The sequence below is a fragment of the Actinoplanes sp. NPDC004185 genome (genome assembly GCF_053603475.1).
Map to the genome: position 1 here is coordinate 134,566 of NZ_JBSGFR010000020.1, position 13,175 is coordinate 147,740.

Here is a 13,175-nt window from a genome sequence, read left to right on the forward strand (position 1 = left end):
TCAGGTCCGCGGATCTCGCGGTCTCTGCAGCATGTCGATGTAGAGATTCTGGTACCTGTCCAGGACGGGCTCGATGTCAGTGGCGCTTTCTTCGAGGATGTCGAGGACTCGGCGGTAGCTCTCCACATCCCTGCGGCTTCGAGAGGTCAGACCCGTGTTGTAGAGGTCAACAACGACGAGCTTGTCGTCGATCACCGTGAATCCGTGCTGGAGTGGCAGCCCGGCCGGTGCACCGTCGAGGATGACGGCGATCTTCACATTGGGGTTGCGGGCCGCCGTTTCGCGCAGATGGTCGATCTGGGCCAGCATCTCGACGGGTGAGTAGATCCGGCGCTTCAGCGCAGCTTCGCCCAGCAGGAACTGGAAGGACTTGGAGCGGTCGGCAAGGACCTCCTGCCGCCTGACCCGTGCGGAGACCGCAGCCAGCACCGCCGACTCCGAGAGGTCGTCCCCGACGTGCGGGATGCTCCGGAACGACTCGAAGACTGCTTTGGCATAGCCACTGGTCTGAAGTGGACCGGGTACCAGGGCTGGTTCGAACGTCCGCACTGTGGTCGCCGCGGACTCCCAGCCGGCCAACGTCTTCTGCTGGTCGACTCGCGCCGTCGAAGCCGGGCGCCAATCGGTCATCCTGTCGTGTGAGCGTTCTGCGCGATTCATCAGCGTCTGGACCAGCTGGTCATCCGCCCCGAGGGCACGGGCGATGATGCCGACGTCCTGCGGGTCGGGCAGACCCTGTCCGCGTTCGATACGCGAGATCTTGGGTTGACTCATCCCGACCTGCGCGGCCAGTTGAGCACCCGTCAGTCCTCTGGCTCGGCGCATGCGGACCAGAGCCGCGCCCACGGTCCCACCTTCGGCCTCGGGGGTGCCGGAAGCTGTCGGCATCCTGGGCACCCCCTCCGCTGTGGGTCGTGGATGTGATCGGTTCAGGAAAGATTACGAGCGGCCTCGGTCAGAAGGGCGAGCGGGATCTCTACCAAAATCTCCCCGTCGGGCAGTTCGACGCCGGCGCGTTCGGCCGATACGGCGTAGCCCTGCACCACCAAGGTGCCGGACCCGCTGGTGTAAACGGTCGGACAGGAACCTGCGGTGCAGACGTTCGCCACTGCTCGTAGTGGAGTGAGCGCTGGTTCTTGGCCACCGAGCTGGTCGCCGCCGACATCTGGGAGGGTTCTATTCACGCGCGGAGAATAACTCGGAGGGGTCTACCTCGTAGGGACGACACGCCGAAAGCGCGCTGGCCAGGAGGTCTATAGCAATATGCAATCTACCACTCAGCTACGTAGCAGATTCCGTCTGCACATTAATTCGCGCTCTATGAATGAAGGTGGAAATTCATCCTTGCTGAATAGATGCTTAGGGTAGTCGCTTCGACACTCTTGGTGGTTGTCATGATTGACAGGTCTGCACCGATCCCCCCGCTCCCGGCCGGGCAGTCAACCTCTCCGCACCGGCCGAGTGTGCCGCGGTGGGTGTGGGTGGTGCTCATGCTGCTTACCGCGGGCATCATCGGGGGCGTCGCCGGCCTGCTGTCGCATGCGGCCGGAAACAACATCCCCGCCGCCATACTCACCGGCGGAGGCGCCTTCGCCGGCACCGTCGCCCTTCTCCTGGCCATCGCCCACTACGCCGGCGCCGAGTGACCGAGGGCCGAACCGCTAGCTCGCCGCGGGCTCCTGTTCGCGTTCGACCTGCTGGTTCCATTCGCGCTTGGTCGACTGCCAGCCGTCCTCGTTCAGGCCGCGACGCCAGTAGCCCGAGATGGACAGCTGCGTCATCGGCAGCCCTCGCTCCACCCGCAGCAGGGCGCGCAGGTCCTTGACGAAGGTCGCCTCGCCGTGGACGAACGCGTGCACCTGGCCCGCCGGGAAGGTCAGCCCCCGGACCGCTTCGACCAGCGCCTCGCCCACCGGCCGGCCGTCGCGGTGCAGCCAGGTGATCTCGGCGTCCGCCGGGGTCTCCAGCTTCTGCTCCTCGGCCGCGCCGGCCACCTCGATGAACGCCTTCACCGGCACCCCGGCCGGCATGCCCTCCAGCGCCGCCGCGATCGCCGGCAGGGCGCTCTCGTCGCCGGCCAGCAGGTGCCAGTCCGCGGCCGGGTCCGGGGTGTAGCCGCCGCCCGGGCCCATGAAACGGACCGGGTCGCCGACCTGCGCCGCGACGGCCCACGGGCCGGCGATCCCCTCGTCGCCGTGCACGACGAAGTCGAGCCACAGCTCGGGGACCTCGGGGCGCCAGCGGCGCACCGTGTAGGTGCGGACCAGGGGCTGCTGGTCGCGGGGCAGCGTCTCGCGGATCACGGCCAGGTCGAACGGCTCCGGGTACGCGACCCCGGGCCGCGGGAAGAGGATCTTGACGTAGTGATCGGTGTACGCGCCGGCGTCGAGCCCGGTCAGGCCGGCCCCGCCCACCACGATGCGGACCATGTGCGGCGTGAGCTGCTCGACCCGGGTGACTTCCCCGATCGTGGCCGCCCGGACAGGCCTGTTCGCCATGACAACACTTCCCTACTGGGTCTCGGTCGCGGTAAGGCTACCCTTACGAACCGACCGGCCGGTGCTGTCCGGTGGTGAGACGTGCGTCGCGGGACAGAGTCAGCGGCAGCAGCGCCGCCAGCACCAGGGCCGCGCCGAGCGGCAGCAGGTCCAGGTCGAGGCCGATCGCGGCGAAGCCGGCCAGCACCAGCACCGGGCTCCAGACCGGCAGCCGGCGGGCCAGCACCAGCCGGACCAGCAGGATCAGCAGCCCGACCTGGAACAGCGCCGGCCCGGTCAGCTCCAGCGGGTCCGGCAGCGGCGCCGCCGAGCGGAAGTCCGCGGAGAGGTCACCGGTGATGACCCAGAGGAAGCAGCCCGCACCGAACAGCACGGCGACCGTGGCGGCCTCGACCAGGACGCGGGACGCCGGGGCGGCGGGGCGGTCCAGGCCGCGCAGCGCGACCGCGAGCACGGCGAACAGCACGATGGCGGCGAAGAAGGCGAGGTGGCCCAGGTCCCACGCCCGGCCGTTGTGCCGGTCGCCGTCGAGGCCGTCGACCACCCGCAGCAGGCCGTAGACCAGCATGAGGGCCGGGGCGGCGAGGGCGCAGATCCTGACGAGTCGCGGCATGGGCCCCAGCCTGCCGCCGGGCGCCCTCGGCCCACATCGGGGAATGACCCCGACACGACCCCGAGAGTCGTGGGATGGTGTCCGCAAAGGAGGGTGCTCATGCCCGGGGACCGTACGTTCGTCATCGCCGGCGCCGGACTGGCCGGCGCCAGAGCCGCCGAGACGCTGCGCGCGGAGGGCTTCACCGGCCCGGTCGCGCTGATCGGCACCGAGCCGGAGATCCCGTACGAGCGGCCGCCGTTGTCCAAGGGCCTGCTGCTCGGCACCGCGCAGCGCGACGACGCGTACGTGCACGACCTCGACTGGTACGCCGGGCACGACATCCAGCTGCGGACCGGCACCACGGTCAGCGCGATCGACGCGGACAAGCACCGGGTCCGCCTCTCCGACGGTGACGACCTCGGCTACGACAAACTGCTGCTCGCCACGGGCGCCTCGCCGCGGACCCTGGGCGTGCCCGGCGCGGGGCTCGGCAACGTGTTCTCGCTGCGTACCCTGGCCGACTCGGACCGGATCGCCGCGGCCGTCAACGGCGCCACCCACCTGGTGGTCGTCGGGTCCGGCTGGATCGGGCTGGAGGTCGCCGCGGCCGCGCGCACGCGCGGCGCCACCGTCACCGTGGTGACGCCCGCCGAGCTGCCGCTGCGTTCCGTCCTCGGTGACCGTCTGGCCGAGGTCTTCCTCGGCCTGCACCGCGAGCACGGTGTCGACTTCCGCTTCGGCGCGCGGGTGCAGGAGCTGCGCGGCGGCCCGGACGTGGCCCAGGTGGTGCTCACCGACGGCACGACGATCAACGCCGATGTCGTGCTGGTGGCCATCGGCGTCACGCCGAACACCGGCCTGGCCGACCAGGCCCGGCTCCCGGTCGACAACGGCGTGCTCGTCGACCGGCAGCTGCGCACCGCCGACCCGGACATCTTCGCCGCCGGGGACGTCGCCAACGTCGACCATCCGCTGCTGCGGACCCGGCTCCGGGTGGAGCACTGGGACACGGCCCTGCACTCCGGGCCGGTGGCCGCCCGGGCCATGCTGGGCCAGGACGCCGAGTGGGACCGGCTGCCGTACTTCTTCACCGACCAGTACGACCTGGGCATGGAGTACGCCGGATGGGTGCCGCCCGAGGCTCAGGCCCAGGTGGTCATCCGCGGTGACGAGCCGGGCCGCGAGTTCATCGCCTTCTGGACGGTCGAGGGCCGGGTGGCCGCCGGGATGAACGTCAACGTGTGGGACGTGACCGGGCAGATCCAGGAGCTGGTCCGGGCCGGGCTGCGGGGCCGTACCGTCGATCCGGTCCGGCTGGCCGACCCGGACATCGCCCTGACGGAGGTGCTCGCGTGAGTGAGGCCCTGGACCGGCTGCGCCGCTGGGAGGAGTCCGGCGCGACCTGGCGGGTGCTGGTCCGTACCCCGGAATCGGTGGAGATCGCGCTGCTCTCCTGCGACGCGGGCGAGGAGATGGACCGCCTGCGCACCGCCGACCCGGCGGTGCTCGACCACGTCGATGCCCGGGAGCAGGACGAGGGGTAGCACCCCGCTGGACGTCGTTTGCAAGGATCAGGCGATGTCGCGTCCGCCGTCCGAGGTGCGGGAGCGCCCGGCGGCGGCTCCGGCCCGTGCGGGCGTTCCGCGCTGGGCGCGGCTGGCCGCGATCGGCGTCGCGGTGGTCGTGCTGGCGGCGATCGGTCTGCGCGGGCGGCTGCCGGACCCACGCGAGTTCCTGGCCGCCCTGGCCGGGGCGGACTACGGCTGGATCGCGCTCGCGGCTGTCCTGCAGGTCGTCTCGCTCGCGGCGTTCGCGTTCCAGCAGCAGCATCTCCTGGCCAACCTGGGGGTCCGGCTGCGGGTGCGGCGGATCATGGCCATCACGCTGGCCCGGTCGGCCCTGTCGATCAGCCTGCCCGCCGGGGCCGCGGTGTCCACCGCGTACGCGATCCGGGAGTACCAGAAGGCCGGGGTGTCCCGGCGCGTCGGTGCCGCCTCCGCGGTCGTGTCCGGGCTGGCCTCCATCGGCGGTCTCACGCTGCTCTACGTGGCCGGCGGCGCGGGCGTCGTGGCCCGTGACCCGGGCACCTATCTGAGCTGGCGCCCGCTGGTGGTGGTCGCCGCGCTCGCCGCGCTCACCACGGCCGGCGTCGCGCTCGGGCGCCGGCACGCGGCCCGGCCGGAACGGGCTCCCGGCGGCACCGGGCCGCTGCGGAGCAGCCGGGCCGGGCGGCGCGTGGCCCGGCTGCTGAGCTCCGCGCGCGGCGCCTGGCGGGCCGGGGCCGGGTTGCGGGTCCGCGACTGGACGGTGGCGCTGGTGTACGCGGCGGTGAACTGGCTGACCGATCTGCTGTGCCTGGCCGCGGCCGCCCGCGCGCTGGGTCTGCCGGTGGGCGTGACCACGCTGGCCGGGATCTACCTCGGCGTGCAGATCGTGCGGCAGGTGCCGCTGACCCCGGGCGGGGTCGGCGTCGTCGAGACCGCGCTGGTCGCCGGCCTCACCGCGACCGGCGCGACGGCGGTCAGCGCGGCCGCCGCCGTGCTGGTCTACCGGCTGCTCTCCTGCTGGCTGATCATCCCCGTCGGTGGTGCCGCGGCGCTCGCGTTGCGCCGCGCGACCACGGTGCCGGTGCGGTAACGCCGGCGATCGCCACGGAAACAGTGATCGCAGGTCTTGTCTGCTGCGGATTCGGTGAAAAGATGTCTCCGCGAGGCGTGATATCTCTGCGGGAGGCCGGATGAGCACCACCAAGCGCGTGCTGACCAACTTCATCGACGGGGCGGCGGCCGAACCGGCCGACGGCCGGTACGAGGACCTGATCGACCCGTCCACGGGTGAGGTCTTCGCGGCCGCGCCGGTGTCGGGGCAGGCCGACGTCGACCGGGCGATGGCCGCGGCGGCGACCGCGTTCGAGAAGTGGCGCGACACCACGCCGAGCGACCGGCAGCGGGCCCTGCTGCGGTTCGCCGACGCGGTGGAGGCCCGGGCCGACGAGCTCGTGGCGGCCGAGTCGCAGAACACCGGCAAGCCGCTCGGGCTGACCGCCAGTGAGGAGCTGCCCCCGGCCGTCGACCAGATCCGCTTCTTCGCCGGCGCGGCCCGGCTGCTCGAGGGCCGCTCCGCGGGTGAGTATCTGACCGGTTACGAGAGCTACGTGCGGCGCGAGCCGGTGGGCGTCTGCGCCCAGGTGACGCCGTGGAACTACCCGCTGATGATGGCGGTGTGGAAGCTGGCCCCGGCGATCGCCGCCGGCAACACCGTGGTGCTCAAGCCCTCGGACACCACGCCGGTCACCACGGTCATGCTGGCCGAGATCGCCGCCGAGTTCCTGCCGCCGGGCGTGCTCAACGTCGTGGTCGGCGACCGGGACACCGGGCGGGCGCTGGTCGCGCACCCCACCCCGCGGATGGTGTCGATCACCGGGTCGGTACGGGCCGGCATGGAGGTGGCCTCCGCCGCCGCGGCCGACCTCAAGCGCACCCACCTCGAGCTGGGCGGCAAGGCGCCGGTGGTGATCTTCGACGACGCCGACCTGGAGGCGGCCGCGGCGGCGATCGCCGAGGCCGGCTACTTCAACGCCGGGCAGGACTGCACGGCCGCGACCCGGGTGCTGGCCGCCCCCGGCGTCTACACCGATTTCGTGGCGGCGCTGGCCGAGCAGGCCCGCGGCACCCGCACCGGCGCCCCGGACGACGAGGACGTGCTCTACGGCCCGCTGAACAACGCCCGCCAGCTGGACCGGGTCGGCGGCTTCATCGACCGGCTGCCCGACCACGCCAGCCTGGAGGCGGGCGGCGCCCGGGTCGGCGAGCGCGGCTACTTCTACTCCCCCACGGTGGTCTCCGGCCTGCGGCAGACCGACGAGATCATCCAGGACGAGGTGTTCGGGCCGGTCATCACCGTGCAGCGCTTCACCGACGAGGACGAGGCGGTGGCCTGGGCCAACGGCGTCGAGTACGGCCTGGCCTCGTCGGTGTGGACCCGCGACCACGGCCGGGCGATGCGGATGACCCGGCGGCTGGACTTCGGCTGCGTCTGGGTCAACTGCCACATCCCGCTGGTCGCGGAGATGCCGCACGGCGGCTTCAAGCACTCGGGCCACGGCAAGGACCTCTCCGTGTACGGCCTGGAGGACTACACCAGGATCAAGCACGTCATGCACAGTCTCGAGGGCTGAGCAGATGACGCAGTCCTCCGAAGAGCTGCACAAGCGCCGCCACGCCGCTGTCGCGCGGGGCGTCACCTCGATGGTGTCGTCCTACGTGGACCACGCGTCCGGCGGCAGCGTGCACGACGTCGACGGCCGGGAGTGGATCGACTTCGGTTCCGGCATCGCGGTGACCAGCGTCGGCAACGCGGCGCCGCGGGTCGTCGCCGCCGTCCGTGAGCAGGTCGAGCGGTTCACCCACACCTGCTTCATGGTGACGCCGTACGAGTCGTACGTGGCGGTGTGCGAGCAGCTGGCCGCGCTGACCCCGGGGCGGTTCGACAAGCGGGCGGCGCTGTTCAACTCCGGGGCCGAGGCGGTGGAGAACGCGGTCAAGGTGGCCCGGCACGCGACCGGGCGGCAGGCGGTGGTGGTGTTCGACCACGCGTACCACGGGCGGACCAACCTGACCATGGCGCTGACCGCGAAGTCGATGCCGTACAAGCACCGGTTCGGGCCGTTCGCGCCGGAGGTCTACCGGGCCCCGATGTCGTACCCGTTGCGCGACGGCGGGCTGTCCGGGCCGGACGCCGCGGCCCGGGCCATCGACGTGATGTCCAAGCAAGTGGGGGCGGCCAACGTGGCCGCGGTGCTGATCGAGCCGATCCAGGGCGAGGGCGGTTTCGTGGTGCCGGCGCCGGGCTTCCTGCCGGCCCTGGCCGCCTGGGCCCGCGAGGCCGGGGCGGTGTTCATCGCCGACGAGGTGCAGACCGGTTTCTGCCGCACCGGTGCCTGGTTCGCCTGCGCCGACGAGGGCGTGGAGCCGGACCTGGTCACCACGGCCAAGGGCATGGCCGGCGGGCTGCCGCTGGCCGGGGTGGTCGGGCGGGCCGAGCTGATGGACGCGGTGCACCCGGGCGGCCTGGGCGGCACGTACGGCGGCAACCCGATCGCGTGCGCCGCCGCGCTGGCGGCCATCGAGACCATGCAGGAGCTCGACCTCAATGCCGCCGCCAAGCGGATCGAGGCGCAGTTCATGCTCCGGCTGACCGCGCTGGCCATGAGTGACCCCGGCATCGCCGAGGTCCGCGGCCGGGGCGCGATGCTGGCGATCGAGCTGGTCAAGCCGGGCACGCTGGAGCCGGACCCGCTGCGCACCGCGGCCGTGGCGCGGGCCTGTCACGGCGCCGGGCTGCTGGTGCTGACCTGCGGCACCTACGCCAACGTGCTGCGCTTCCTGCCGCCGCTGGTCATCTCCGAAAAGCAGATCACCCGGGGCCTGGACATCCTGGCCGAGTCACTGCTCGCGCAGCTGCCAGGGTGAGCCGTAGGCGGTGAGCAGGTCGAGGAAGGGGACGGCGTCGAAGGCCTCGGGGCCCAGGACGCCGGCCCCTCGCCACGCCCCGGTGGCGAGCAGTTCGAGGGCGACGACCGGGTTGACGGCGGTCTGCCAGACGACGGCCTGGGAGCCGTACTCCCGCATGGACCAGGCGTTGTCGACGACGTGGTAGAGGTACACCGAGCGGGGCCGGCCGTCCCGGCCCGTGCCGGTGACCAGAGTGCCGGCGCAGGTGCTGCCGGTCATCTTGTCGCCCAGGCCGGCCGGGTCGGGCAGGCAGGCGGCCACCACGTCGCGCGGTGACACCGAGACGCCGCCGACGCGCACCGGGGCCGTCCGGTCCAGACCGAGCTTGTGCAGGGTCTTCAGCACGTCGATGAACTCCTTGCCCAACCCGTACTTGAAGGTCACCCGCTTGGCGTCGACCCAGCGCGGGATGAGCAGCACCTCCTCGTGCTCGACGTGCACGCACTCCACCTCGCCGATGCCGCCGGGGAAGTCGAAGATCTCCGGCTCGCTCAGCGGCTCGGTGGTGAACCAGCCGCGGCCGGCCTCCCAGATCACCGGCGGGTTGAGGCATTCCTCGATGGTGGTCCACACCGAGAACGACGGGGCGAAGTCGTAGCCGGCGACGACCAGGTTGCCGCCGTCGCGGATGCCGATCTCGTCGATGCCGGTGAAGAGGTGGTCGGCCGCGTACCGGGCGAAGACGTCGGAGAGGCCGGGCTCCACACCCATCCCGACCAGCGCCAGCCGGCCGGCGTCGAGCCAGCGCCCGGCCGCGGCGAACTGCTCGTCGCCGAGCTTGACGCCGGTGCGGCTGAACGGCTCGTCGGCGTGCGGGTGCGACAGGGACATCGCCATGTCGAGGTAGTCGGCGCCGGCCTCGTACGCGCCGTCGAAGATCGGCATGACGAACCGCGGGTCGACCGCGTTCAGCACGTGGGTGATGGCGTGTTCGCGGCAGAGCGCGGCTACCGCGGCGGCGGAGGACGCGTCGACCTGGGCGGCGGTGAAGCCCGCGTGCCCGGCGACCGCCGCGCGCGCCCGTTCGAGGTCGTAGTCGGCGACCACGAAGGCTTCGTAGAAGTCGCGGCGGGCGGCGATGCCGACAGCCGCCGCGCCGACCCCGCCGGCGCCGACGAGTAGTACGCGCATGGCATGCCTCTCCACAAAAGGTGCGCTCATCACATGAAAACGTGTGGCGATCACGGTATCGCGACGGAAACACTTGTCAATGGGCCAAAATTCTGCGATAAACGCAGCAGCAGGGTTTGCCCCCACCCCCCGGGAAGCCACCTCATGACAGTCACCGCACCGCCTCGGCGGCCGCTCCACAGAGCACGGTCAGCCCCGCCACGGATTCGCGGGCGTGTCCGGAATGCGCCGACGGATTCCGTTGCCATCCGCCGTCCTGCACGCCAGAATCGCTGCGTGACGGACCTGGCGCTGGACGACGTGAACAAGCAGATCATCGACCACCTGCAGCGGGACGGACGGATGTCCTACGCCGCGCTGGCGAAGATCATCGGGTTGTCCGAGGCGGCCGTGCGCCAGCGGGTCCAGCGTCTGCTGGACGGCGGGATGATGCAGATCGTCGCGGTCACCGACCCGCTGATGCTGGGCTTCGCCCGCCAGGCCATGGTCGGGGTCAAGTGCGTCGGCGACATGCGCGCCATCGCCGAGCAGCTGGCCGCCATCCCCGAGGTCGACTACGTGGTGATCTGCGCCGGCGGCTACGACCTGCTGGTGGAGCTCGTCTGCACCGACGACGAGCACCTGCTGACACTGCTCAACGAGGCCATCCGCGCGGTGCCCGGCGTCACCGGCACCGAGACGTTCATGTACCTGAAGCTCGCCAAACAGACCTACGCATGGGGGACACGATGACCGAAGACCTGTCCGGGTCCGCCCGCGACCACCTGTGGATGCACTTCACCCGGATGTCGTCGTACACCGGGGCGCAGGCCGGCGAGGTGCCGGTCATCGTGCGCGGCTCCGGGCCGTACATCTGGGACCAGAACGGCCGCCGCTACCTGGACGGGCTCTCCGGGCTGTTCGTCGTGCAGGCCGGGCACGGCCGCGGCGAGCTGGCCGACGCCGCCGCGAAGCAGGCGTCCGAGCTGGCCTACTTCCCGCTCTGGTCCTACGCCCACCCGACCGCGGTCGAGCTGGCCGAGCGCCTGGCCACGCTGACCCCCGGCGACCTCAACCGGGTCTTCTTCACCACCGGCGGCTCCGAGGCGGTGGAGAGCGCGTGGAAGCTGGCCCGCAGCTACTTCAAGCTGACCGGCAAGCCGATGAAGACCAAGGCGATCTCCCGGTCCATCGCCTACCACGGCACCACCATGGGCGCGCTGTCGCTGACCGGGCTGCCGCTGATCAAGCAGGAGTTCGAGCCGCTGGTGCCGGGCGCGCTCAAGGTGCCCAACACCAATTACTACCGGCGCCCGGACGAGTCCATGGGCGAGGAGCAGTTCGGCATCTGGGCCGCCGACCGCATCGCCGAGGCCATCGAGTTCGAGGGCCCGGACACGGTGGCCTGCGTCTTCCTGGAGCCGGTGCAGAACGCCGGCGGCTGCTTCCCGCCGCCGCCCGGCTACTTCCAGCGGGTACGCGAGATCTGCGACCGCTACGACGTGCTGCTCGTCTCCGACGAGGTGATCTGCGCGTTCGGCCGGCTCGGTGAGTACTTCGGCTCGACCCGGTACGGCTACACCCCCGACATCATCACCTGCGCCAAGGGCCTGACCTCCGGATACGTCCCGCTGGGGGCGATGATCGCGTCCGAGCGCCTGGTCGCGCCGTTCCTGGAGGGCGCCAACTCGTTCTCGCACGGGGTCACCTTCGGCGGGCACCCGGTCGCGTCCGCGGTCGCGCTGGCCAACCTCGACATCTTCGAGCGCGAGGACCTCAACGGGCACGTCCGGGCCAACTCGGCGCTGTTCCGGTCCTATCTGGAGCGGCTCACCGACCTGCCCATCGTCGGCGACGTCCGCGGCGACGGCTACTTCTTCGGCATCGAGCTGGTCAAGGACAAGACGACCAAGGAGACGTTCGACGCCGACGAGTCCGAGCGGCTGCTGCGCGGCTTCCTGTCCCGGGCGCTGTTCGAGGCCGGGCTGTACTGCCGGGCCGACGACCGCGGCGACCCGGTCATCCAGCTCGCTCCCCCGCTGATCTGCGAGGAGGAGCACTTCGCGGAGATCGAGCACGCCCTGCGCGGGGTGCTGACCGAGGCGTGGACCAAGCTCTGAGCGCGTCGTACTGGCTGGCCGCCCTGGGGGAACCCGAGGCGGTCCGGCCCCCGTTGCCCGGCGACCGGGACGTGGACGTCGCCATCGTCGGTGCCGGATACACCGGGCTGTGGACGGCGTACTACCTGGCCCGGGCCGACCCGACGCTGCGGATCGCGGTCGTCGAGGCGCAGTACGCGGGCTTCGGCGCTTCCGGCCGCAACGGTGGCTGGTGTTCCGGGCTGTTCCCCGTCGGCGTCGGCGCGCTGGCCCGGCGGCACGGCCGCGAGCAGGCGGTGGCCATGCACCGGGCGCTGGCCGAGACCGTGGACGAGGTGGGCCGCGCGGCCGCGGCCGAGGGCATCGACTGCTCGTACGCCAAGGGCGGCACGATCGCACTCGCCCGGTCCGCGGTCCAGTTGCGCCGCGCCGAGGCGGAGGCGGCCGAGGCCCAGGAGTACGGCCTGGACGTGACGCTGCTGGACGCCGCCGCCGCGCGGGAGAAGTGCGGTGCCGCCGGAGTGCTCGGCGGCACCTTCAGCCCGGACTGCGCCTCGCTGCAGCCGGCGGCCCTGGTCCGCGGGCTGGCGGCCGCCGTCGAGCGCCGGGGCGTCGCGATCCATGAGGGCACCCGGGCGCTGCAGCTGTCCCGCGGCGCGGTCCGCACCGACCACGGCACGGTACGCGCGGACGTGGTGGTCCGGGCCCTGGAGGGTTACACGGCCGCCCTGGCCGGGCACCGCCGCACCCTGGCCCCGGTGTACTCCCTGATGATCGCCACCGAGCCGCTGCCGCCCGAGGTGTGGGAGCGCATCGGCCTGGCCCGGCGCGAGACGTTCACCGACCACCGGCACCTGATCGTCTACGGCCAGCGGACCGCCGACGACCGGCTGGCGTTCGGCGGGCGGGGTGCGCCGTACCACTTCGGCTCGCGGGTGCGCCCGGCGTTCGACCGGGAGCCCGGCGTCTTCACAGCCCTGCGCAAGGCTCTGACCGACCTGTTCGGCATCGACCCGCCGATCGCGTACCGGTGGGGCGGGCCGCTGGGCATCCCCCGCGACTGGATGCCCTCGGTCGGCCTGGCCGACGGCCTGGCCTGGGCCGGCGGCTACGTCGGCGACGGCGTCGCGGCGGCCAACCTGGCCGGGCGCACCCTGGCCGACCTGATCACCGGTACGGACACCGAGCGCACCCGGCTGCCGTGGACCGGCCACCGCTCCCGCGCCTGGGAGCCGGAACCGCTGCGCTGGCTCGGCATCAACGCCGCCCTGCGGGGGACGGCCCTGCGCGACGCCTGGGAAATCGCCCGCGAATAAGGGTGCAGATCCGCCCGGCCCGGCCGATGGGGTAACCCGACAGT

14 protein-coding genes are annotated in these 13,175 nt (G+C 72.0%); 9 read left to right on the top strand and 5 right to left on the bottom strand.

Features of this window, described 5'->3' with window-relative positions; translation table 11 throughout:
* Together ACWEOZ_RS21790 and ACWEOZ_RS21795 are read right to left on the bottom strand one after the other, a co-directional pair.
* Positions 1–846, bottom strand: a complete 846-nt coding sequence (locus tag ACWEOZ_RS21790; RefSeq protein ID WP_451912499.1) for a helix-turn-helix domain-containing protein — start codon at positions 844–846, stop codon at positions 1–3.
* An 83-nt stretch (positions 847–929) separates the two neighbouring features.
* On the bottom strand, positions 930–1,184 hold the full coding sequence (locus ACWEOZ_RS21795; RefSeq protein ID WP_451912500.1) for a hypothetical protein: 255 nt from the start codon (positions 1,182–1,184) through the stop codon (positions 930–932).
* A gap of 297 nt (positions 1,185–1,481) precedes the next feature.
* Here ACWEOZ_RS21795 and ACWEOZ_RS21800 point away from each other — a divergent pair, with 297 nt between their 5' ends.
* Entirely contained in the window at positions 1,482–1,646 is a 165-nt protein-coding gene (locus tag ACWEOZ_RS21800) for a hypothetical protein (protein WP_451912501.1), read from the top strand.
* A gap of 15 nt (positions 1,647–1,661) precedes the next feature.
* Here the strand turns inward: ACWEOZ_RS21800 and ACWEOZ_RS21805 are convergent, their stop codons facing one another.
* Together ACWEOZ_RS21805 and ACWEOZ_RS21810 are read right to left on the bottom strand one after the other, a co-directional pair.
* Positions 1,662–2,498: a siderophore-interacting protein gene (locus tag ACWEOZ_RS21805; protein ID WP_451912502.1), complete on the bottom strand. Its 837-nt coding sequence runs from the start codon at positions 2,496–2,498 to the stop codon at positions 1,662–1,664.
* 43 nt (positions 2,499–2,541) lie between these two features.
* Positions 2,542–3,111: a hypothetical protein gene (locus tag ACWEOZ_RS21810; RefSeq protein ID WP_451912503.1), complete on the bottom strand. Its 570-nt coding sequence runs from the start codon at positions 3,109–3,111 to the stop codon at positions 2,542–2,544.
* A gap of 99 nt (positions 3,112–3,210) precedes the next feature.
* On the opposite strand from ACWEOZ_RS21810, the gene ACWEOZ_RS21815 reads away from it, so the two are divergent.
* The 5 genes from ACWEOZ_RS21815 (at position 3,211) to gabT (ending at position 8,564) form a co-directional block, all read left to right on the top strand.
* The gene (locus tag ACWEOZ_RS21815; RefSeq protein ID WP_451912504.1) at positions 3,211–4,449 is read left to right on the top strand and encodes an NAD(P)/FAD-dependent oxidoreductase; all 1,239 of its coding nucleotides are present in this window, start codon (positions 3,211–3,213) and stop codon (positions 4,447–4,449) included.
* A complete protein-coding gene (locus ACWEOZ_RS21820) occupies positions 4,446–4,637 on the top strand; it encodes a hypothetical protein (protein WP_451912505.1) in 192 nt (63 codons plus the stop codon). Before ACWEOZ_RS21815 ends, ACWEOZ_RS21820 begins: the two co-directional genes overlap by 4 nt.
* 34 nt (positions 4,638–4,671) lie before the next feature.
* Entirely contained in the window at positions 4,672–5,730 is a 1,059-nt protein-coding gene (locus tag ACWEOZ_RS21825; RefSeq protein WP_451912506.1) for a lysylphosphatidylglycerol synthase transmembrane domain-containing protein, read from the top strand.
* 100 nt (positions 5,731–5,830) lie between these two features.
* Positions 5,831–7,270, top strand: a complete 1,440-nt coding sequence (locus tag ACWEOZ_RS21830; RefSeq protein ID WP_451912507.1) for a gamma-aminobutyraldehyde dehydrogenase — start codon at positions 5,831–5,833, stop codon at positions 7,268–7,270.
* A 4-nt stretch (positions 7,271–7,274) separates the two neighbouring features.
* Positions 7,275–8,564 (top strand): 4-aminobutyrate--2-oxoglutarate transaminase, encoded by a 1,290-nt coding sequence (gene gabT, locus ACWEOZ_RS21835; protein ID WP_451912508.1) that lies wholly within the window; start codon positions 7,275–7,277, stop codon positions 8,562–8,564.
* Here the strand turns inward: gabT and ACWEOZ_RS21840 are convergent.
* Positions 8,538–9,737: a saccharopine dehydrogenase family protein gene (locus ACWEOZ_RS21840; protein WP_451912509.1), complete on the bottom strand. Its 1,200-nt coding sequence runs from the start codon at positions 9,735–9,737 to the stop codon at positions 8,538–8,540. The two genes, gabT and ACWEOZ_RS21840, sit on opposite strands and share 27 nt — an antisense overlap.
* Positions 9,738–10,013: 276 nt before the next feature.
* Here ACWEOZ_RS21840 and ACWEOZ_RS21845 point away from each other — a divergent pair, with 276 nt between their 5' ends.
* The 3 genes from ACWEOZ_RS21845 to ACWEOZ_RS21855 are packed head-to-tail and all read left to right on the top strand — an operon-like array spanning position 10,014 to position 13,131.
* Positions 10,014–10,469, top strand: a complete 456-nt coding sequence (locus ACWEOZ_RS21845; protein ID WP_360544365.1) for an Lrp/AsnC family transcriptional regulator — start codon at positions 10,014–10,016, stop codon at positions 10,467–10,469.
* Positions 10,466–11,836: an aspartate aminotransferase family protein gene (locus tag ACWEOZ_RS21850; protein WP_451912510.1), complete on the top strand. Its 1,371-nt coding sequence runs from the start codon at positions 10,466–10,468 to the stop codon at positions 11,834–11,836. The genes ACWEOZ_RS21845 and ACWEOZ_RS21850 overlap by 4 nt, the downstream gene beginning before the upstream one ends.
* Entirely contained in the window at positions 11,821–13,131 is a 1,311-nt protein-coding gene (locus tag ACWEOZ_RS21855; protein ID WP_451912511.1) for an NAD(P)/FAD-dependent oxidoreductase, read from the top strand. Before ACWEOZ_RS21850 ends, ACWEOZ_RS21855 begins: the two co-directional genes overlap by 16 nt.
* Positions 13,132–13,175 lie beyond the last annotated feature (44 nt).